Source organism: Streptomyces sp. R-07 (assembly GCF_049913175.1).
In the GTDB taxonomy this organism is placed as follows: Bacteria; Actinomycetota; Actinomycetes; order Streptomycetales; family Streptomycetaceae; genus Streptomyces.
In genome coordinates, this window is record NZ_CP183978.1 from 6619161 (window position 1) to 6639274 (window position 20114).

At 72.4% G+C, this 20114-nt stretch carries 21 protein-coding genes and 1 tRNA gene; 13 read left to right on the top strand and 9 right to left on the bottom strand.

What is annotated here, in order from left to right; translation table 11 throughout:
- Positions 1-152 precede the first annotated feature (152 nt).
- The 6 genes from ACN9M0_RS30340 (at position 153) to ACN9M0_RS30365 (ending at position 4546) form a co-directional block, all read left to right on the top strand.
- A complete protein-coding gene (locus ACN9M0_RS30340) occupies positions 153-698 on the top strand; it encodes a hypothetical protein (protein ID WP_366040807.1) in 546 nt (181 codons plus the stop codon).
- Positions 699-1123: 425 nt separating this feature from the next.
- Positions 1124-1738, top strand: coding sequence for a class F sortase (locus ACN9M0_RS30345; RefSeq protein ID WP_426405347.1), 615 nt, complete (start codon positions 1124-1126; stop codon positions 1736-1738).
- Positions 1739-1790: 52 nt separating this feature from the next.
- The gene (locus ACN9M0_RS30350; protein WP_426404532.1) at positions 1791-2924 is read left to right on the top strand and encodes a pentapeptide repeat-containing protein; all 1134 of its coding nucleotides are present in this window, start codon (positions 1791-1793) and stop codon (positions 2922-2924) included.
- Between the two features lie 280 nt (positions 2925-3204).
- A tRNA-Leu gene (locus tag ACN9M0_RS30355) sits at positions 3205-3292 on the top strand.
- A 101-nt stretch (positions 3293-3393) separates the two neighbouring features.
- Positions 3394-3756 (top strand): zinc ribbon domain-containing protein YjdM, encoded by a 363-nt coding sequence (locus ACN9M0_RS30360; protein WP_366040809.1) that lies wholly within the window; start codon positions 3394-3396, stop codon positions 3754-3756.
- 82 nt (positions 3757-3838) lie between these two features.
- A complete protein-coding gene (locus ACN9M0_RS30365) occupies positions 3839-4546 on the top strand; it encodes a hypothetical protein (protein WP_426404533.1) in 708 nt (235 codons plus the stop codon).
- 4 nt (positions 4547-4550) lie between these two features.
- On the opposite strand, the gene ACN9M0_RS30370 is transcribed toward ACN9M0_RS30365, so the two are convergent.
- Positions 4551-5261, bottom strand: a complete 711-nt coding sequence (locus ACN9M0_RS30370) for a class I SAM-dependent methyltransferase (protein ID WP_426404534.1) — start codon at positions 5259-5261, stop codon at positions 4551-4553.
- Positions 5262-5386: 125 nt separating this feature from the next.
- Here ACN9M0_RS30370 and ACN9M0_RS30375 point away from each other — a divergent pair, with 125 nt between their 5' ends.
- The gene (locus ACN9M0_RS30375) at positions 5387-6187 is read left to right on the top strand and encodes an SDR family oxidoreductase (RefSeq protein ID WP_399697090.1); all 801 of its coding nucleotides are present in this window, start codon (positions 5387-5389) and stop codon (positions 6185-6187) included.
- Positions 6188-6657: 470 nt separating this feature from the next.
- Here ACN9M0_RS30375 and ACN9M0_RS30380 read toward each other — a convergent pair whose 3' ends face one another.
- On the bottom strand, positions 6658-7140 hold the full coding sequence (locus ACN9M0_RS30380; RefSeq protein ID WP_366040813.1) for a hypothetical protein: 483 nt from the start codon (positions 7138-7140) through the stop codon (positions 6658-6660).
- Between the two features lie 5 nt (positions 7141-7145).
- Positions 7146-7577, bottom strand: a complete 432-nt coding sequence (locus ACN9M0_RS30385; protein WP_366040814.1) for an ATP-binding protein — start codon at positions 7575-7577, stop codon at positions 7146-7148.
- A 271-nt stretch (positions 7578-7848) separates the two neighbouring features.
- On the opposite strand from ACN9M0_RS30385, the gene ACN9M0_RS30390 reads away from it, so the two are divergent.
- From ACN9M0_RS30390 to ACN9M0_RS30400, 3 genes are all read left to right on the top strand, one after another.
- A complete protein-coding gene (locus ACN9M0_RS30390) occupies positions 7849-8724 on the top strand; it encodes a helix-turn-helix domain-containing protein (RefSeq protein ID WP_366040815.1) in 876 nt (291 codons plus the stop codon).
- Entirely contained in the window at positions 8725-8961 is a 237-nt protein-coding gene (locus ACN9M0_RS30395; RefSeq protein ID WP_015037566.1) for a DUF397 domain-containing protein, read from the top strand.
- Positions 8962-9034: 73 nt separating this feature from the next.
- Complete coding sequence (locus tag ACN9M0_RS30400) at positions 9035-9853, top strand: SAM-dependent methyltransferase (RefSeq protein ID WP_366040816.1); 819 nt, start codon at positions 9035-9037, stop codon at positions 9851-9853.
- A 58-nt stretch (positions 9854-9911) separates the two neighbouring features.
- Here the strand turns inward: ACN9M0_RS30400 and ACN9M0_RS30405 are convergent, their stop codons facing one another.
- Positions 9912-11801: a M64 family metallopeptidase gene (locus tag ACN9M0_RS30405; RefSeq protein ID WP_426404535.1), complete on the bottom strand. Its 1890-nt coding sequence runs from the start codon at positions 11799-11801 to the stop codon at positions 9912-9914.
- Positions 11802-11874: 73 nt separating this feature from the next.
- Positions 11875-13218 carry a 6-phospho-beta-glucosidase gene (locus ACN9M0_RS30410; RefSeq protein WP_399696710.1) on the bottom strand — a complete coding sequence of 448 codons (1344 nt, stop codon included), beginning with the start codon at positions 13216-13218 and terminating at the stop codon, positions 11875-11877.
- Positions 13219-13365: 147 nt separating this feature from the next.
- Here ACN9M0_RS30410 and ACN9M0_RS30415 point away from each other — a divergent pair, with 147 nt between their 5' ends.
- Positions 13366-13812, top strand: coding sequence for a YchJ family protein (locus ACN9M0_RS30415; RefSeq protein ID WP_399696712.1), 447 nt, complete (start codon positions 13366-13368; stop codon positions 13810-13812).
- Positions 13813-13836: 24 nt separating this feature from the next.
- Here the strand turns inward: ACN9M0_RS30415 and ACN9M0_RS30420 are convergent, their stop codons facing one another.
- The 3 genes from ACN9M0_RS30420 to ACN9M0_RS30430 all read right to left on the bottom strand — a co-directional run bounded on the left by ACN9M0_RS30420 (position 13837) and on the right by ACN9M0_RS30430 (position 17664).
- Positions 13837-15930, bottom strand: a complete 2094-nt coding sequence (locus ACN9M0_RS30420; RefSeq protein ID WP_366040820.1) for an MDR family MFS transporter — start codon at positions 15928-15930, stop codon at positions 13837-13839.
- Positions 15931-15994: 64 nt separating this feature from the next.
- Positions 15995-16246: a hypothetical protein gene (locus ACN9M0_RS30425; RefSeq protein ID WP_376509471.1), complete on the bottom strand. Its 252-nt coding sequence runs from the start codon at positions 16244-16246 to the stop codon at positions 15995-15997.
- A gap of 359 nt (positions 16247-16605) precedes the next feature.
- Positions 16606-17664 (bottom strand): ATP-dependent DNA ligase, encoded by a 1059-nt coding sequence (locus tag ACN9M0_RS30430; protein ID WP_426404536.1) that lies wholly within the window; start codon positions 17662-17664, stop codon positions 16606-16608.
- Positions 17665-17716: 52 nt separating this feature from the next.
- On the opposite strand from ACN9M0_RS30430, the gene ligD reads away from it, so the two are divergent.
- The gene (gene ligD / locus ACN9M0_RS30435) at positions 17717-18736 is read left to right on the top strand and encodes a non-homologous end-joining DNA ligase (RefSeq protein ID WP_366040822.1); all 1020 of its coding nucleotides are present in this window, start codon (positions 17717-17719) and stop codon (positions 18734-18736) included.
- 118 nt (positions 18737-18854) lie between these two features.
- Entirely contained in the window at positions 18855-19757 is a 903-nt protein-coding gene (locus ACN9M0_RS30440; protein ID WP_426404537.1) for an alpha/beta fold hydrolase, read from the top strand.
- On the opposite strand, the gene ACN9M0_RS30445 is transcribed toward ACN9M0_RS30440, so the two are convergent.
- Complete coding sequence (locus ACN9M0_RS30445) at positions 19720-20010, bottom strand: hypothetical protein (protein WP_426404538.1); 291 nt, start codon at positions 20008-20010, stop codon at positions 19720-19722. The genes ACN9M0_RS30440 and ACN9M0_RS30445 overlap by 38 nt on opposite strands.
- Positions 20011-20114: the final 104 nt, after the last annotated feature.

Consider the following 20114-nt stretch of genomic DNA (forward strand, 5'->3'; position numbering starts at 1 on the left):
CCGCCAGGCCCCCGGCCCCGCCGTGCCCCGTTCGGCGGAGCCCGGTGGCGGCACGACGGGGGCGGACCTAGCTTCGATCGCGGTGAGGGTCGTCCCTTTCCGGACGCGGAATCGCTCCGAGTCCGGGCCCTCGCGTGATCTGGAGGACCGCCATGCGCGCGATACGTGCCGCTTCCGCCGCCCTGCTCAGCGCCGTCGCCGTCGTGACGGTCGCGCCCCTGGCCCTGGCCGACGAAGGCAACAACAACATCACGTCGTTCGGCTTCTCCGTCACCCCCGCCACGATCGCGCCGGGCGGCACCGTCACCCTCACGTCCGACGGCTGCGAAGTGCCGTCCGTGAGCGTCACCTCCGGCGTGTTCGAGACCGTGACCCTCAACGAGGGCCGCCCGGGCACCGCGACCGTGGACGTCGACGCCAAGGTCGGCGCCGAGTACGAGATCACCTTCGACTGCAAGGGCGAACGGGGCACCACCCGCCTCACCATCGCCCAGGGCGGCGCCGACACCGGCGGGAACACCGGGCACGACACCGGAGCCCACAAGGGCGTGAAGGCCGGCTACGGAACCGCCGCCGCCTCCGGCGCGGACACCGACGGGCTCGGCACCACGGAGCTCGTCACGGGCGTCCTGCTCATCGCCGGAGCGCTCGGCGCCGCCGTCGTGCTGACCCGCCGCCGCGCCGACGGCCGCGCCTGACGGCCGGGACCCGGGGGCCTGAAACGGCCCCTCCGCCCCGGTGTGACGAGGTCCGGGGCGGAGGGGCGCCAGCCCGCGCGGAACGCGGAACGCGGAAGCGGTCGAGGGCGTCGCGTACGACGGACGGCGCGGTCGCGGGCGTCGCGTACGACGGACGGCGCGGTCGCGGGCATCGCGTACGACGGACGGCGCGGTCGCGGGCGTCGCGCAACCGCTCGGCGCGTACGCGGATTTCGCGTACGGACTTCGCGTACGACGGCGGGCAGCGCGGTCGCGCGTACCGCAGGGGTGTGAGGAGGAGGGTGGTCGTGGGGCGTTCGGAGGGTACGGGGCCGGCGGAGGACAGCGGACGGGCGGAGGGCGCGGGGCGCCCGGACGGCACCGGACGTACGGACGGCACCGGACGGCGCGGCGCCTGGGGCGTCATCGCCGTCGTCCTCCTCGTCGGGGTGCACCTCTTGCGCGGCGGAGCGGGGCAGTCCGGGGCCGAGGGCCCGCCGCAGCCCCTCGCCGCGGCCGCGCCCGACGGGACGCGGGCCGCACTCTCCGCCCTCGCCCCCGTGTCCGTACCCGCTCCGCTGCCCGCCTCGCCGCCGGTCCGCGTCCGCGTCCCCGCCGTCCACGTCGACGCGCCCGTCACCGAGGTCGGACTCGACGCCGACGGCTGGATCGAGGCGCCGCCGCCCGAGGACGACGGGCTCGCGGGCTGGTTCACCGGCGCGGTCACCCCCGGCGAGCGCGGCACGGCCGTCGTCGTCGGCCACGTCGACACCCCGAACGGCCGGGCGGTCTTCTACGACCTCGGCGCGCTCGGCAAGGGACACCGCGTCGAGATCGTCCGCCGCGACGGCAGGACCGCGGTCTTCGCCGTGTACGGGGTCGAGGTCGTCCCCAAGGAGGGCTTCCCGGCCGAGCGGGTCTACGGCGACGCCGGCATCCCCGAACTGCGCCTGATCACCTGCGGCGGCACGTTCACGGAGGAGCACGGCTACGCGGGCAACGTGGTCGTCTCGGCCCGCCTGGTGGAGGTGCGCCAGTGATGCGCGTCGGCTGGGCATGGGTTGAAATGCGTGCGTGGGCACTTCATCCGGTATGAGAACCGCTGCTCTGCGACGGATGGACCGCGCCGCCCGGCGGCGGGCCGCGCAGCGCCGCCGCCGGCGACGCCTGCACCTCTCCGGCGGGCGCCGCGGGGACGTCGGCGGCCGGACGGAGTGGCGCAGGGTCTGGGCCGGACTGGTGACCGCCCTGCCGGGGCTGGCCGCGGTGGCCGCGGTGCTCTTCACCTGGGTCTCCGTGGGGCAGACCAAGGAGGAGCTGCGGATCAGCCGCGAGGCGCAGATCACCGGGCGGTACACGGCTGCCGTGGCCAACCTGGGCGACGACTCCGCGGACGTCCGGGTCGGAGGTATCTACGCTCTCGAGCGCATCATGCGCGACTCGCCGCGCGATCAGTCGACGGGCCTGTCGGTGCTGGCCGCGTACGTCCGGGCGCACGCCCGCCTGCCCGCGGGCCGAGCCCAGGGCGCCGGCGCGGATGTCCCCCAGCCTCTGCCCGTGGACCTCCAGGCGGCCGTGACCGTACTGGCCAACCGGCCCGTCGACATCACGGACACCACACGGCTGCAACTGCGCTACGTCAGCCTGCGGGGACTGGCCGACATGGGAGACCTGGACCGCGCCCGGCAGGACCTCCACGAAGTGCGTTCCGAGGACCTCGTCCTGCGGAGCTCCGTCTACCGGGCCAACCTCCTGCGGGCCGACCTCACCGGCTCCGACCTGCGGGAAGCCTCTCTGGTGGACGCGGGGCTGGGGGATGCGCTCCTGACCGGTGCCGATCTGCGCAAGGCCGACCTTCGGGAGGCGGACTTCACGAACGCGGTCCTGAGCGGTGCCGACCTGCGCGGAGCCAACCTCTCCGACGCCGGCTTCTTCGGCAACGACCTGCGCAGAGTGCGCCTCGGCGGCGTGAAGGCTCAGCAGGCCACCTTCAGCAGGGCCGATCTGCGCGGGGTGGACCTCCGCGGCGCGGACCTGCGCGGGGCCTACCTCGACCGGGCGGATCTGAGAGGCGCCGATCTGCGGGGGGCCGATCTGTCGAACGCGGATCTGAGCGGCTCGCGTCTGGCGGGCGTCAGACGGGAGGGCGCGAACCTGACGGGAGCGAACCTCCAGGGGGTCCAGTCGGAGGACGAAGGGTCGTTCCAGGTGGCACCGCCGACCTGACGGACTGCCGCCGAAGGGTTGGCCTGGACCGCGTGGGGGTCGTCAAGGTGACCTCCACGGAGCCGGCGTCGGGGGGCGCCGGGCTCCCACCCCGAACGCGTGACCCTCTGTGCGCGGCGGTGAGCACCCCGTACGTGGGACGGACCGACCCGGTCCGGACGGAGGCCTGCGGAGCCGTCCGCACCCCACTGACCACGGAAAACGCTGGTGAAAGGCGCCTCAAACCCCTGGTAGAGTTATCTCTGTCGCCGCGGGGGAAACCCCGAACGACAATCACCTTGTCCGGGTGGCGGAATGGCAGACGCGCTAGCTTGAGGTGCTAGTGCCCTTTATCGGGCGTGGGGGTTCAAGTCCCCCCTCGGACACCACACGAAAGTGCCGGTCGATCTCATGTCGACCGGCACTTTTTCGTTTCCCCGGCAGGGCATCGGCCGAGGTCACGGCGGTGGGCGAGCCTTATCCTGGGGGAGTGAACGAGAACATTCCCCCCTGCCCCCAGTGCTCCAGCGAGTACACCTACGAGATGAACAATCTGGTGGTGTGCCCGGAGTGCGGCCACGAGTGGGTCCCGGCCGCCGAGGGCGCCACCGGTTCCGCCGACACCGCCGGGGAGCGTGTGATCAAGGACGCCGTCGGCAACGTGCTGAGCGACGGCGACACCGTGACCGTGGTCAAGGCCCTCAAGGTCAAGGGCAACCCCTCCGGCATCAAGGCCGGCACCAAGGTCCGCAACATCCGCCTCGTCGACGGCGTGGACGGCCATGACATCGACTGCCGCATCGACGGCTTCGGCGCGATGCAGCTCAAGTCCAGCGTGGTCAAGAAGGCCTGACGCGCCGGCCACCGCGCGGGGTGCGGTCCGCCGTCCTACGCTGAGGTGATCACGTGTCGCCCTCCGAGCGGCGGAGGCACCCATGGCCGACGGCACCGACGGCAGCACCCCCTCCGGACCGGGCCCTTCCGGTCCGCCCTCGGGTCCCCTGAGCGACCCGCCCCCGCGGAGACCCGTAAAGAAGTGGACCCTCCTCGCCGTACTGCTCGGCGGGATCGGCCTCGTCGTGGGTGTCGTGGGGATCCTCATGGGCGCGGGCGCGTTCGACAGCGGCGTGCGGGGTACGGGGGAGAGCGCGGGAGCGGCGACGCTCCCGCCGTCCGCACCCAGGAGCGCCGGGCCGACGACACCTCCCGCGTCGACCGCCCCATCCGCCGGCGACGGCCCGCACGCCTTCGGCGAGCCACAGAAATACGCGGACGGCATCGAGGTGACGGTGTCGGCGCCGAAGACCTTCTCGCCCTCGCAGGGTGCATCGGGACACAAGGCCGGGAACAGGGCCGTGATCGTGGACGTGGCGGTACGGAACGGTACCGACAAGAGGCTCGATCTCGGGACCGTCGTGGTGAGAGGGCGGGACGCGGAGGGCAGGGAGCTCGCGAGCGTCTTCGACGCGGGGCCGCCGCCCGTGCTCGGGCTGCAGGGCTCGCTGCTCAGCGGACGGAAGGCCGTCGCAGCCTACGGCTTCGACCTGCCGGCCGGTTCGGCGAACGAGCTCGACATGGAGGTGAGCATCGGCTTCGACGGCCGGCCCTCGGCCTTCTGGAGCGGACCGATCCCCGGAGCGTGACGCGCTACCTCTTCCGTGCCACCACCAGCCTGCACTGGGGGCTGCCGTCCTCCCGGTGGCCCAGGGCGTCGAGCGGGGCGAGGGTGACCTCGAAGCCCGTCTGTTCCAGTCGGGTGCGGACGTCCGCCAGGCGGAACGTGCGGTAGTACATGACGAACGGCGGGCGCCAGACGGCGTTCCTGAGGCGCATCGCCGCGTCGAAGCCCCACAGGGTCCAGTAGAGGCGGGATCCGACCGGTGGTGGCGCGGGGAGCGGGAAGGCGAAGGTGCCGCCGGGGCGCAGGGCGGAGTGGACCTGGGCGAAGAGGGTGCGCTGGTCGGCCGGCAGGAAGTGGCCGAAGGCGCCGAAGCTGACCGCCAGGTCGAAGACCGGGGCGAACGGGAGGGCCAGGGCGTCGGCGCGGACGAGGTCGGCGGTCGGGTGGGCGTCCCGGGCCCGGGTCAGCATGCCCGTACTGAAGTCGACGCCGGCGATCTGTCCCGCGCAGACGGAGCGGAGGACGCCGAGTCCTGCGCCGGTGCCGCAGCAGACGTCGAGGCCGGTACCGAAGGGGCCGAGCGGCTCCAGGGTGCGGGCGACCGCGGTCAGGAGGCGGTCGGAGGTGCGGAAGGGCGTCGCGTCGAACTTGCTCGCGAGCAGGTCGTAGCCGTGCTCCACCGAGGAGAGGGCCTGGACGGTCAGCTCGCGGAGGCTGGGACCCTGCGGGGTGAACATGGCACCGAGCCTAAGCCCGGGTCAGCCGGGCGGGAGGCACCGGGTCCATGCGCCGTCATGCCGGTGAGCCGGCGTGGTGAGACAGTGGAGCGGAGGTCTGCTTGCTCGATCCGGAGGAGCTGCCGATGGACACGGTCCTGGTCACGGGAGGCACCGGGCACCTGGGAAGAGACGTGGTCGCCAGGCTGAAGCCATCGCACCGCGTGCGCGTGCTCGCCCGTTCACCGGGACCGGATCCCGATGTGGAGTGGTTCCGAGGAGACCTCGCCACCGGCGAGGGGATCGCGGCGGCGGTGTCCGGGGCGGACGTCGTCGTGCACGCGGCAACGCTCTCCCCGGCCGCCCGGCGTGGCTTTCTCCTGCCGGCCGACTTCTGGCGCAGCCCGCCGGAGGTCGACGTCGACGGCACCCGCCGACTGCTGGACGCGGCCGCGCGGGCCGAGGTGGTCCACTTCGCCTATGTGTCCATCGTCGGCGTCGACCGGGCCCGCATCCCGTACATGCGCGTCAAGCACACCGCCGAGGAGCTGGTACGCACCGGACCCGTGCCGTGGTCGATCCTGCGGGCCACCCAGTTCCACTGGCTGACCGACCGGATGCTGGGCAAGGCGGCCCGGCTGCCCGTATTGGCGTTGCCCACCGATCTCCAGACCCAGCCGGTGGACTCGCAAGACTTCGCTGACCACCTTGCCGAACGCGTCGCCGAAGGCCCGGGCGGGCGGTGCATGGACTTCGGAGGGCCGCAGGTACTCACGCTCGGCGACGTCATCGCGTCGTGGCAGCGGATTCGCGGCAGACAGCGACGACTGCTGCGCCTCCCGGTACCGTCCGCGGTGGAACGCGCGGCCCGCGACCTCACATGCCCCGACGGCAAACGGGGTACCACCACCTGGGCCGACTGGCTCCGCACTCACCCACCGGAATGAGCCAGGCTGCCGGCGACGAGATCTACCACCGGGTGCTCTGGGACCCGCGCTTCGACCCCGAGCGGTTCGTCATGGGGATCGCCGAGCGCGGCGGCCCGCCGAAGCGCGTCCTGCTGGGCGACTTCGTACCGGGTGCGGAGATCCCCTGGCACGGGCTGATGTTTCTTCGAGGCGGACGGCCAGGTCGTCTGGGACCCGCGCCTCCGGCATCGACCGGCTCGACGAGGCCCTCGCCGGGCAGGCCGGTCCCGTGCCGGCCCCGGCACCCGCCTCGACGAGGCCCTCGCCGGGCAGGCCGGTCCCGTGCCGGCCCCGGCACCCGGCGACATCCTCGCCGTCCCGCCGACGAACCGCCCCGCCCTCGCCTGGCTGCCGCCCGCAAAGCTGTGGCCGCCGGTCCAGGGGGGTGTCCCGCCGATCGGGCCGGACTCCTCGGCAGGACGTCCACGGGACGTCACCGTCCGTGCGGGTCAGAGCGCGGTGCTCACCGGGGGTGCGGGCCAGGACGGGGCGATGCCGGTCAGCTGGCAGACGAGCAGGTACAGGGGGATCGGCGGGGTGTAGGGGGAGGTCCCGTCGGGGTGGTGGATGAGGCGCGGGCGGCGGTCCGGGATCTCGGCGCCGGGGGCGTAGCAGGCGGGCAGCGGCCAGGCGAGGTCGAGGTCGGAGCCGGCGGGGACGAGCCACCACCACCAGTCGGAGTCGGCGTAGACGCAGCCCTTGGCGGGGAGGCGGGAGAGGATCTTGAAGCCGAAGCGGGCGGGGACACCGACGGCGTCGCAGCCGAGGCCGGTGTGGAGTCCGACGGGGACGGCGAGCCGGGTGGCGTCGAGTCCGCGCGGCCGGGCGAGGCCCGACGTGCCGCCGAGGAGGGATTCCGGTGAGCGGCGCTGGGCCGGTACGGAGCCGGCCTCGGGGGATCGGCGGGCCCGCGGGATGATACGGGTCGCCATCGACCTCAGCACGGTTCCGCCGTGCCGTGGGCCAGTTCCGCCCAGACGATCTGTGCCGTGCCGTGGCCGGTGCGGTCGGCGCCCCAGGCGGTGCAGAGCGCGTCGACGATGAGGAGTCCGCGGCCGCGTTCCTCCTCGCCGCAGTCGCGTATCCGTGGTCCGGCGGGACCGCCCTCGTCCCGTACGGCTATCCGCAGCGTCTCCTCGCCCTCGCGCAGTTCGCAGACGACGCGTCCGCTCGCGGTGTGGACGACGGCGTTGGTGACGAGTTCGGACACGACCAGGGCGACCGTGTCGCGTATCTCGGGGCCGCAGCCCCAGAGGATGAGCCGCTCCTCCGCGAGTCTGCGGGCCCGGGCGACCGAGGAGGTGAGGGCCGGGAGCTCGAAGGCGAAGCGGCGGACGGGATCGGTGTGCTGCTGTGGGCGCTGGGCCATGACCCGAGGAGCTCGGGGACTCATGAGACCTGAAGGCTGCGCGTTACCAGAAGCCACGACCGGTTCCTCACAACAGTGGGCAGGACTGCCGTACGCGACTGTCGCCGTGGCGCGGTGGCGCACGGCGGCAGCGTGTACTGGTTCACCGGAACACTGTCCTCCTGAGTCGGACACTTGGCAAGTGGCACTCTGAAAATTGCAGAGTGCTGTGTTCTCTCTGGAGCGGCTTCGTGGCACACTCGTCGAAACAGCGCGTCGGGGAGGTCTGAGAGTGAGCGAGCCGCGGTCCGCCCCCACGGTGGGACAGGTCGTCCTCGGAAAGCGTCTGCAGGACCTGCGAGAGCGGGCCGGCATGAAGCGGGAAGAGGCGGCGAAGATCCTCCGGGTGGCCCCGGCCACCGTCCGGCGGATGGAGACCGCCGAGGTCGCGCTGAAGATTCCGTACGTGCAGCTCCTGTTGAAGGAGTACGGGATCACGGACTCCGAGGCGGAGGGCTTCATCGCCCTCACGGAGGAGGCCAACCTCCCCGGCTGGTGGCAGCGGTTCCACGACGTGCTGCCCGGCTGGTTCTCCATGTACGTCAGCCTGGAGGGGGCCGCGAGCCTCATCCGCGCCTATGAACCCCAGTTCGTCCCCGGTCTGCTCCAGACCGAGGAGTACGCCCGCGCCATTCTGCGCAGCGGGGCGGTCGGTGGCGGCAGCGATGCCGGCAGGGACGAGGACGCCGAACGCCATGTAGCCCTGCGGATGGAGCGCCAGTCCCTGCTGACCAGGGACGACGCCCCGAAGCTCTGGGTGATCATGGATGAGACGGTGTTCCGCCGACCGGTCGGTGACGGGCCCGAAGTGATGCGCGACCAGCTCGACCGGCTGCTCGAAGCGTCCGAGCTGCCGAACGTCACCCTGCAGATCGCGGAGTTCGCGTCCGGCCACCATCCCGGCACCTACGGGCCGTTCGTCCTCTTCCGCTTCGCCATGCCCGAACTCCCGGACATGGTCTACAGCGAGTACCTGACCGGCGCCGTCTATCTCGACGCGCGTCCCGAGGTGGCGTCCCACCTGGAGGTCATGGACCGCATGGCGGCGCAGGCCGCGACTGCACAACGCACGAAGGAGATTCTCCGGAATCTCCGCAAGGAGCTGTGAATGGATCGCATATACAACGGCATGCCCGCCGCTGAGCTCGGTGCCGAGGGTTGGCACAAGCCCTGGAGCGGCGGGAACGGGGGCAACTGCGTGGAGGCCATGAAGCTGGCCGACGGCAGAGTCGCCGTGCGACAGTCCGCAGACCCTGAAGGACCAGCGCTCATCTACACCCACGGGGAGATCGCCGCTTTCATCCAGGGCGCCAAATCCGGTCAGGCTGATTTTCTGCTCACCTGAACCTTCCGCCCCACCCCCACCATCGCGTAACTCTTGTTGCAGTGCCACTCGTTCGCCCCGACCAGGAGAGCCGATGACCCAGGACCCCGCCGTCCCACAGAGCGGACAGAGCATCGACACCAGCAAGCCGCATCCCGCGCGCATGTACGACTGGTTCCTGGGTGGCAAGGACAACTACCCGGTCGACGAGGCGATGGCACGCCAGCTCCTCACCGTCGACGCCCGGGGCCGGGACATGGCCCGCGTCAACCGGGCCTTCATGCACCGCGCCATCCGCTGGCTCAGCGCCCACGGCGTCCGGCAGTACCTGGACGTCGGCACGGGCATCCCGACCGAGCCCAACCTGCACCAGATCGCGCAGGAGGCCGCGCCGGAGTCCCGCATCGTCTACTGCGACAACGACCCGATCGTGCTCGCGCACGCGGCCGCCCTGCTGCGCTCGACCCCGGAAGGGGCCACCGAGTACATCCAGGCGGACGCCCGTGAGCCCGAGGTCATCCTCGAAAGGGCCGGAAAGGTCCTTGATTTCGACCAGCCCATCGCACTGTCGATGCTCGCGCTCCTGCACTTCGTGGGGGACGAGGACGGCGCGTACGAACTGGTCTCCAAGATCGTCGACAAGCTCGCGCCGGGCAGCTTCCTCGTCCTCTCCCATGTCACCGGGGACTTCGACCCCGAGGGAGCGGCGAAGGCGGCCGCCATGTACAAGGCGCGCGGGCTGACCCTGCGGCCCCGCTCGCGCGACGAGCTGGCCGCGTTCTTCGACGGCCTCGAGTTCGTCGAGCCCGGGGTCTCGCTCACCGCCGAATGGCACCCGGAGCTGGGCGAGCCCGTCCCGGTCCAGGGCGACGACCCCATCCCCGGGTGGGCCGCCGTGGCCCGCAAGCCCTGACCCCGGGCAGTACCAGAAGGGGGCCCACCGACATCGTCGGCGGGCCCCCTTCGTCCTGCTACGGCTCCACCAGCGTCACCAGGAAGCTGCGCGCCGGGCCGACATTGCCGGCCGCGTCGATCGTGCGGTACTCGACGGTGTGCGTGCCGTAGTCCGGGGTCGCGTCGTCCCACGGCACCGCCCGGCTCCGGCCCAGCTTCCCGTACACGAGGTCGTCGATCACCGTGCCGCCCGGCGAGAAGCGGAACGGCGCGTCGGCGTCCGTCGGCCAGCCGTAGTACGTGTACCAGCCGTCGCCGTCGACCCTGAACTGGCTGACCACGGCGCCCTCCTGGTCGTCACGGGCGGTCAGCCGCATCGTGAACGCGTCGTCGTAGACGTACTCCACCGGGCGCCCGGGACGCCGTACCGTCCGCAGCGGCTCGGACAGCTCGTACGCGGCCGTGGCCGGCCGGGCGTCCACCGTCCAGCTCAACTCCTCGTCCGTGCCCGAGAGTCGGGCCGTGAGGGTGTGGGTGCCCGGCGCGAGTCGCAGTGAACGCAGGTCCAGATCACGGTCGTTGCGGCCGTACGTCGCGACAGCACGCCCGTCCAGACGCCAGCGCACGCCGGGGGTGGCGTCGACCGCGTGCGTGGTGTCCGCGTGGACGACGCTGCGGGCGCCGAGGGGGGACCCGGTCGGGGTGTGCCCGGTGAAGGCGGGAACCTCCGGACTCCGTACGGTGGTCAGCGAGGGATCCACCGTCCAGCTGACGGTCCGGGTCAGAGCCGCCGAGGCGCGGACCGCAGGGTCGCGGACGAAGGGCGTCGGGTCGGTGACCGTCGCCGTCAGGGTGTGCGTACCGGGGGAGACCTGCACCTTCCGCAGGTCGACGGTGCGGGCGCCACCGGTGTCGAGGCTCCGGCCGTCCAGCGTCCAGGTCACGGCGAGCGCGCCGCCCACGGGATGCAGGGTGTCCACCCACACCGTGCGGTCCGCCCCGATCGGCGCCGTGTCCGGGGTGTGGTCCTGGACCAGGTTCACCTTCGCCGAGATCGCCCGCACCATCACCTCGCGCTCCACCTGGTCGAAGGCGTAGCCGAGGGATTTCATGAGGGAGTGGCGGCTCGGCCGCCAGACGCCCTTCGTGCTGTACATCCCGCCTTCGTGGCGGCCGATGACCCCGCCCGACTCGCTCTCCTCGCCCAGCCAGCGCCACCACTTGGCCTGCTGCTCCCGCATCTGGTGTTCCGTCAGGAGCGTGTGGTGGACGGAGGAGGGCTCGGGTCCTTCGTAGGCCTCGCCCGGGACCCCGCGCGCGTAGTAGTCGTACTCGTCCTGGAGGCCGCCGAGCGAATGCCCTATCTCGTGCGGGGTGATGAGGGAGGAGAGCGCGTTGCCGCCGGAGGCCGTGGCGTAACTGCCGCCCGCCCCGCCGTAGGTGTCGCTGTGGGCGAGGGCGACGATCTGGCGGTTGGCGCGGCTCGTGCCGGGGACGAGGTCGGCGAGCGCGGCGGCCTTGCGGCTGTCGACGGTGAGTAGCCGCTGCACGCTGTCCGGGTTGCAGCCGCCCCAGAAGCCCATGTCGAGGGCCGTGTCACGGGCGGGGGCGGTGAGGCCGGGGTCGCAGTCGACTCCGGACTCGGCCGAGGGGGCCTCCACCGCCCACACGTTGACGTACGAGCGGTACGAGGCGAAGGGCTCGATGCTCCACAGGGTGTTCAAGTGCCGTTCGAGGTCCGCCCGGAACGCCGGCATCTCCGCCGCTGTGTAGCCGTCGCCCATGAACACGAGGTTGAACCGCCGGTCGGCGGGCCCGGTGGTCTGCACCGGCACGACGACCGGCCCCTCGCCGGACGTGGGTGTCTCGGCGGCCGCCGGCGCGGTTCCCACCAGGCCGGCGGCCAGCAGACAGACCGCGGCGAGGCGGGCGGCCGCACGTCGAACTCCCTTGCGCTGTGAGGTCATGGGGCGCGAGCCTAGGCCGCGCCCCCGAGCTCGTAAAGGTGTTCGTCAGCCGTCCGTTCGCCGCCCGGTCACGTCAGCTTCGCAGCCAGGCCAGACCGGGATGCTCCGTCGTGTAGCCCTCCACCAGGCGGCGGGCCACCGCGACCGAGTCCACCAGCGGATGCAGCGCGAAGGCCTTCACGGCCGTCGCCCGCGAGCCGCTCTCCACCGCCGCGAGGACCTCGCGCTCCACCGCCTTCACGGCGGTGACCAGACCGACGGCGTGGTACGGCAGCGGGGCCACCGACACCGGGTGGGCGCCGTTCGCGTCCACGAAGCACGGCACCTCGATCACCGCGTCCGCGTCGAGCACCGAGAGCGTCGCACCGTTGCGCACGTTGAGGATGAGCGTGGTCCGCTCGTCCCGGGCGATCGCCCGCATGAGCGCGAGCGCCACCTTCTCGTAGCCGCCCGACTCCAGGTCCTCCTCGTCCCGCTCCCCGATCCCGGCGGCCTCCCGGTTGGCGGCCATGTACGTGGCCTCCCGGTCGGCGAGCGTACGGTGCCAGGCGTCGAGGGCGGGGGTGTCGGGCTTGCTCATCTCCTGGTAGAACGCGCCCTGTTGGTCGCGCAGATACGCGCCGCGGGTCCGCTCGGCCGTCCGGTAGGCGTGGACCGCCTCCCGGTTGAAGTAGTAGTAGTGCAGGTACTCGTTGGGGATCGCGCCGAGCGAGCGCAGCCACTCCGGGCCGAAGAGCCGGCCCTCCTCGAAGGAGCCGAGCGCCTCCTCGTCGGCGAGCAGCCGCGGCAGAACGTCCTGTCCGCCGACCCGCAGCCCCCGCAGCCAGCCCAGGTGGTTGAGGCCCACGTAGTCGATCCAGGCCTCGTCCGGGTTCGCGCCCAGGATGCGGGCGACCCGGCGGCCGAGGCCCACGGGCGAGTCGCAGATGCCGACGACCCGGTCGCCGAGCACCCGGGACATCGCCTCCGTGACCAGACCGGCCGGATTGGTGAAGTTGATGACCCAGGCGTCGGGGGCGAGTTCGGCGATCCTCCGGGCGATGCGCACCGCGACGGGCACGGTCCGCAGCCCGTACGCGATGCCGCCGGCGCCCACGGTCTCCTGGCCGAGCACCCCCTCGGCGAGCGCGATCCGCTCGTCGGCCGCCCGGCCCTCCAGACCGCCGACCCGGATCGCGGAGAACACGAAGTCCGCCCCGCGCAGCGCCTCGTCCAGATCCGTCGTCGCCGTCACCGCCGGCGCGTCGGGCACTCCCTCCGCCTGGTCCGCGAGAACCCGCGCGATGGCCGAGAGCCGCCCCTCGTCGAGGTCGTACAGGGTGACGTGGGTGACCCGCCCATCGGCGTGGTCGCCGAGCAGAGCGCCGTACACCAGCGGCACCCGGAATCCGCCGCCTCCGAGAATCGTCAGTTTCATGCTCGTACGCTACTCGGAGGGGCCCTGTGAGCAGCGGGATTCCGGACGGCCGTCCGCGCGGGCGTCCACATGCCGGGCGCGGCTCCCCGTGCGGGACCGGAGACGCCGCGGCTCCGCCGCGCGTACCCCGTGGGGGACAATGACGCCATGTCCCGACGCAAGACCCGCCCCCGCACGTCCCCGGCCGCCCCCGCACCCTCCGTGACCGCGACCTCGCCCTGCCCCTGCGGTCTCGACGCCGCCTACGGCGCGTGCTGCGGCCGGTTCCACTCGGGCACCGGCGGTACGGCGCCCACCGCCGAGCTGCTCATGCGCTCCCGCTACTGCGCCTTCGTCGTCCGCGACGAGCAGTACCTGCTGCGCACCTGGGCGCCGGAGACACGGCCGGGCGAGGTCGACTTCGACCCGGGGATGCGGTGGGCCGGCCTGGAGATCGAGGGGTCCACCGAGGGCACGGCCTTCCACCAGCACGGCACCGTCACCTTCACCGCCCGCTACGTCCACGGCGGCGAACCCGGCGCCCTGCACGAGCGGAGCCGTTTCGCCCGCCACGAGGGCGCATGGGTGTACGTGGACGGCGACTTCATCGACTAGGGCCTGTCTTTCGGGGCACCGACCTCAGCGCGCGCCCACGCCCGCCGTCACCCGTTCTCTCGGGAGCCCGCTCGCGAGGTCCTCGGCGACGATCTTCTTGGCGATGGCGTCCGTCGCCACCCGCAGCTCGGGCCCGCTGGGCCGGCCGCGCTCCTGCGCGACGACGTCGGAGAGCCACTCGCCCCAGGCGTGTGTGATGACGTCGGCCTCGCGCTTGCCCGCAGCCGTGTGGGAGAGCAGGCTGCCGTCGCGGGTGAGGAAGCCCTCGTCGACCATCCGGTCGAAGACCGGCAGCAGCACCTCGGGCGGCACCCGCCGTCCGGCCGAGATCAGGCCGAGGCTCGCGTGCCCGACCGTCCGCGTGAAGAGTTCGACCTGCATCACCGCCCACGCCCCCGCCGTGTCGAGCCGGGTGTCGGACGCGGCGACGATCGCCCGGGCCGTCTCGTAGTCGGTGCGGCGCAGGATCCGGCCGACGGCCAGTTCGAGGAGCTTCTCCGAGTCGCCGGACATGGTGGGGGAGCCGAAGCCCTCGCCCATGTCGGGGGCGGCGGAGCGGGCCGAGTCGCGCAGCTCCACCTGCTTGAGGAAGAGGGCGACGACGAAGCCGACGGCCGCGACCGGCACCGTCCAGAGGAAGACGGTGTGCAGCGTGTCCGCGTACGCCTGGACGATCGGCTCGGCGACCCGGTCCGGGAGGCCGTGCAGGCCGGCCGGGCTCTGCGCGGCCTGCGCGATTCCGGCCGGGCTCACGCCGAGGCTCCCGGCGACGGCGGCGGCCTCGCCGACGCCCTCCTCGAGGTTGGGCTTGAGGGAGTTGGCGTAGATCGTGCCGAAGACGGCCGTGCCGAAGGAGCTGCCGAGGGTGCGGAAGAAGGTGACGCCGGAGGTGGCGGTGCCGAGGTCGGCGTACTCGACGGTGTTCTGCACGGCGATGGTCAGGACCTGCATGCACAGGCCGATGCCGACGCCGAGGACGAACATGTACAGCGATTCCAGCCAGGTGCCGGTGTCCGGGCCCATGAGGGACAGCAGGAAGAGGCCGACGCCCATCACGAGACAGCCGACGATCGGGAAGATCCGGTAGTGGCCGGTCTTGCTGACCACGTTGCCGCTGAAGATGGAGGCGATGAGGAGGCCGACGACCATGGGGAGGGTGCGGATGCCGGACATGGTCGCCGACTCCCCGTCGACGTACTGCAGATAGGTCGGCAGGAAGGTCATCGCGCCGAGCATGGCGAAGCCGACGACGAAGCTGAGCACGGAGCAGACCGTGAAGACGGGGTTCCCGAACAGCCGCATGGGCAGCATGGGTTCGGCCGCCCGGGTCTCCACCCAGCAGAACAGGGCCAGGGCGGTCAGGCCGCCCGCGAAGAGCCCGATGATGACGCCGGACCCCCAGGCGTACTCGTTGCCGCCCCAACTGGTCGCCAGGATCAGGGCGCTGGATCCGGCGGCGACGAGCGCGATGCCCGCGTAGTCGATGACCGGCCGGCTCGCGGAGCGTACGGAGGGGATCGTGCGGTGGGCGGCGATGACGACCAGGATCGCGATGGGGACGTTGACGTAGAACGCCCAGCGCCAGCTGAGGTGGTCGGTGAACAGGCCGCCGAGGAGCGGGCCGATGACGGTCGAGACACCGAACACGGCCCCGATCGCGCCCTGGTACTTGCCGCGTTCGCGCAGCGGGATCACATCGGCGATGAGCGCCATCGAGGTGACCATCAGGCCGCCGGCGCCGATGCCCTGGAGACCGCGCCAGACGATCAGCAGCGTCATGTTGGTGGCGAGTCCGCAGAGGAAGGAGCCGGTGATGAAGACGACCGCGGAGACCTGGAAGATCACCTTGCGGCCGAAGAGATCGCCGAACTTGCCGACGAGGACGGTCGCGACCGTCTCGGCGAGCAGGTACGAGGTGACCACCCACGACATGTGGGCGGCGCCGCCGAGGTCCGAGACGATCGTGGGCAGGGCGGTGCCGACGATCGTCTGGTCGAGGGCGGCGAGGAGGACGCCCAGCATGATCGTGCCGAAGACGATGTTGCGGCGGCGGCTGTCGAGCACGGGTGGCTCGGTGGCGGCCGAGGGCGCGGGCGCTGCGTCGCTGGTCGTGGTCACTCTCGCAGCGTCACACCGGGCCCGCCCTCACGCATGCGGGGGACGGCCGAACAGGTGTACCCGGTCAGGGGGTGACGGGCAGTCGGGGGTGGTGCTTGGCGAGGATCTTGTTGGCCCGCGCGAGCGCGGCGAGCGCGTGTTCGCGGTCCGCCCGGTCCTCCGCGCAGAGCGGTCCCCGGAAGCGGTACACCTCGCGCGCCGCGCAGTCCGCGTCGACCTCGGCCTGGAGGACGTGCAGCGGAAGGCAGGCGCCGATCAGGGCGGCCACGCTGTCGGGGATCGGTACGGGAACGAGGCGCGAGGGCGAGGTGATCACGGGTCAGTCCTAGTCGGTCCGGGGAGGGTACGGAAGGGTCTCCTCTCCAATACGTACCGGATCGCGGTACGGGTTCCGGTACGGCGATGTCGCGGGCGGGCAACGGCCGCGGGGGCCGGCGGCGGGGTGCGCGGGCCCCGGGCGGGCGGACCGTGCGGCGTCGCCGGGCGCGCGCGGAGGCGTTCCCGCAGGTACGGGGGCGGGCGGACGCGACCGCTTTGCACACCGTCCCTGCGTATCGCTCGGAAGTTCGTCGAACGTGCTGTCGGATCGGGGGTCCGGGCGCATGCTGATCATCGGTGGAATGTGTGGCATCTCACGTTGCGGTCCGGCGTCTTCCGCGCGGGCCGGCCCGGTGTCTACGTGAGGATCTCGGACAGGTCGTACGAGACGGGCTCGTCCAGCTGTCCGTAGCCGCAGGAGTCCGGCGTCCGGTCCGGGCGCCACCGCTTGAACTGCGCGGTGTGGCGGAAGCGGTCCCCCTCCATGTGGTCGTAGCCGACCTCGCAGACCCTCTCCGGCCGCAGCGCCACCCACGACAGGTCCTTCTTGCCCGACCAGCGGCTCGGGGCGCCCGGCAGCCGGGCCCCCTCGTGCGCGGCCTCGTCCGTCCACGCCGCCCACGGGTGCCCGTCCGGGGGGTCCATCCGGAGCGGCTCCAGCTCCTCGATCAGCTCGGCACGGCGGACGGCGGTGAAGGCCGCGCACACGCCGACGTGCTGGAGGGAGCCCCGGTCGTCGTACAGGCCGAGCAGCAGCGAGCCGACCACCGGCCCGCTCTTGTGGAAGCGGTATCCGGCCACGACGACGTCGGCCGTCCGCTCGTGCTTGATCTTGTACATGAGGCGGGCGTCCGGCCGGTACGGCAGGTCGAGCGGCTTGGCGATCACCCCGTCGAGCCCGGCGCCCTCGTACTGCTCGAACCAGCGCTCCGCGAGCTCGGCGTCCCGGGTCGCCGGCGCCAGGTGGACCGGTGCGTCGACCCCGTCGAGGGCCCGCTCCAGGGCTGCCCGGCGCTCGCTGAGCGGGGTGTCGAGCAGCGAGTCGTCCCCGAGGGCGAGCAGGTCGAAGGCGATGAACCGGGCCGGGGTGGTCCCGGCCAGCAGCCGGACCCGGGAGTCGGCCGGATGGATCCGCTCGGAGAGCTGGTCGAAGTCGAGCCGGCCGTCGTGCTCGATGACGATCTCCCCGTCGACGACGCAGCGCTCCGGCAGCCGGGCCGCGAGCGCCTCGACCAGCTCGGGGAAGTAGCGGGTGAGCGGCTTGCCCGTACGGCTGCCGATGACGAGCTCCGGCCCGTCCCGGTGCACGATCGCGCGGAAGCCGTCCCACTTCGCCTCGTACTGCATGCCGGGCGGGATCCGCTTCACGGACTTGGCGAGCATCGGTTTCACGGGCGGCATCACCGGGAGATCCATGGGGCGATTGTCCGGTATGCGGGAGTTGTCGGCGAGCCCTAGGCTGACCCGCATGGCAGGCAAGACGGCAGCGGTGGAACTGGAAGTCGGCGACCGGACCGTGCGGGTCTCCAACCCCGACAAGGTGTACTTCCCCGAACCCGGCTACACCAAGATGGACTTGGTGCAGTACTACCTGGCCGTGGGTGACGGCGTCACGCGCGCCCTGCGGAACCGCCCCACCACCCTGGAGCGCTACCCCGACGGGGTGACCGGCGAGTCCTTCTTCCAGAAGCGCGCCCCCAAGTACCTGCCGGACTGGATCCCGACGGCCCACATCACCTTCCCCAGCGGCCGGTCGGCCGACGAGATGTGCCCCACCGAACCGGCGGCCGTGCTCTGGGCGGCCAACCTCGGTGCCGTCACCTTCCATCCCTGGCCGGTCCGCCGGGACGACACCGACCACCCCGACGAGCTCCGCATCGACCTCGACCCGCAGCCCGGCACGGACTACGCCGACGCCGTCCGCGCCGCCCACGAACTGCGCGCGGTCCTCGACGAGCACGGACTGCGGGGCTGGCCGAAGACCTCGGGCGGCCGGGGCCTCCACGTCTTCGTGCCGATCGCCCCCGAATGGACGTTCACCCAGGTCAGGCGGGCGGCCATCGCCTGCGGACGGGAGCTGGAGCGGCGGATGCCGGAGCGGGTCACGATCAAGTGGTGGAAGGAGGAGCGCGGCGAGCGGATCTTCGTCGACTACAACCAGACGGCCCGGGACCGCACGATCGCCTCCGCCTACTCCGTACGCCCCCGCCCGCACGCCCCGGTCTCGGCGCCGCTGCGGTGGGAGGAGATCGACGAGGCCGTACCGCGGGACTTCGACATCAGGAGCATGCCGGTCCGGTACGCGGAGGTCGGCGACGTCCACGCGGACATGGACGACGAGCGGTTCAGCCTGGAGTCGCTGCTCGACCTGGCCCGGAAGGACGAGGCGGACCACGGTCTGGGCGACCTGCCGTACCCGCCGGAGTACCCGAAGATGCCGGGCGAGCCGAAGCGGGTGCAGCCGAGCCGGGCGAAGAAGGAGAGCTGAGAGGACGGGCCGGCGGCCTCCGGGTGGGTGCCGGCCCGTCCTCCGTCGCCACTCTAAAACAACACGAACGGTCGTGCTAGTATTTCTTGTGTACCCAGGCCGCCCGAGGAGAACCGGCATGTACCCCATGGCTCCGCTCATCCGCACCGCCCTGAACACCACCGCCCGCGTCGCGCCCGGCACTGCAGGCCACTGGGCCTTCCGGCTCTTCGTGCGCCCGCTCGGCCGGGCACGGGTGAAACCGGCGGAACAGGAACTCCTCGCCGCCGCCCGCACCGACCGCCTCCGCGTCCGGGGCGAGGACGTCGTGACCTACGCCTGGGGCGACGGGCGGCGGCCCGTCCTGCTCGTCCACGGCTGGTCCTCCCGCGCCTCGCGGCTCGGCGCCTTCGCCGAGGAGCTCCTCGCGCGCGGGTACAGCCCGGTCGCCTTCGACGCGCCCGGCCACGGCGACTCCTCCGGCCGGGCGAGCAACATCGTCGAATACCGGGAGATCATCCGGGAGTTGCACGCCCGGTACGGCGACTTCGAGGCCGTCATCGCCCACTCCTTCGGCGTCCTCGCCGCCCTCTTCGCCCTCCGGGACGGCGTCCGCACGGCCCGCTTCGTGGGCCTCGGCGGCGTCGGCTCCTTCGACATGCTCATGGAGGGCTTCCGGGCCGGGCTCCGCCTGGACGAGCGGGTGGTCCGGTCCATGCGCGCGTACGTCGAGCGGCGCCTCGCCCCCGGCGAGCCGGGCGTCTGGGACCGCTTCGGCGCCGACCACGCGCCGGGCGAACTCGGCGCGCCCGTCCTGCTGTTCCACGACGAGGGTGACGACATGGTGCCCCTGGCCCAGGCGCGGTTCCTCGCCCGGGCCCATGGCGAGCGGGCCCGGCTCGTCGTCACCCGGGGCCTCGGCCACCGCCGTATCCTCACGGATCCCGGCGTCGTGGCCGAGGCCGTGGGGTTCGCGACCGCCGGCACCGGCACGGAACCGGCGGTCACGTCACGCGAGGGTGTCGGTTCAGCGGCGTGGTGATCGTCGCCGTGTTGTTGCCCGGCCGGGGGTCGGAGGTGCTGCCGTCGCCGAGCCGGCCGGAGTCGTTGCTCCCCCAGGCCAGGGCGGTGCCCGGCGGGGCCGTACGGATGTCCCGTGCCCCCGCGCCGTCGGCGTACGCGGGGGAGGGGACGGACGGGCCGAGGCCGGGCAGCACCAGGGCGGCGAGCGTCGCGAGGGTTCTTCGCAGGGCGGATCTGCGGCGGGTGCCTGGCGGGGAGTCCGGGACGGACATGCGCGCTCCTCTCTGGAGGCGGGCCGGACCGCGGGCGGGAGTGCCGACGGTTCCGGCCGACCCGCTCACCGTGCGGGGGTGCCCCGAGGCGGGCGCGCGCGACA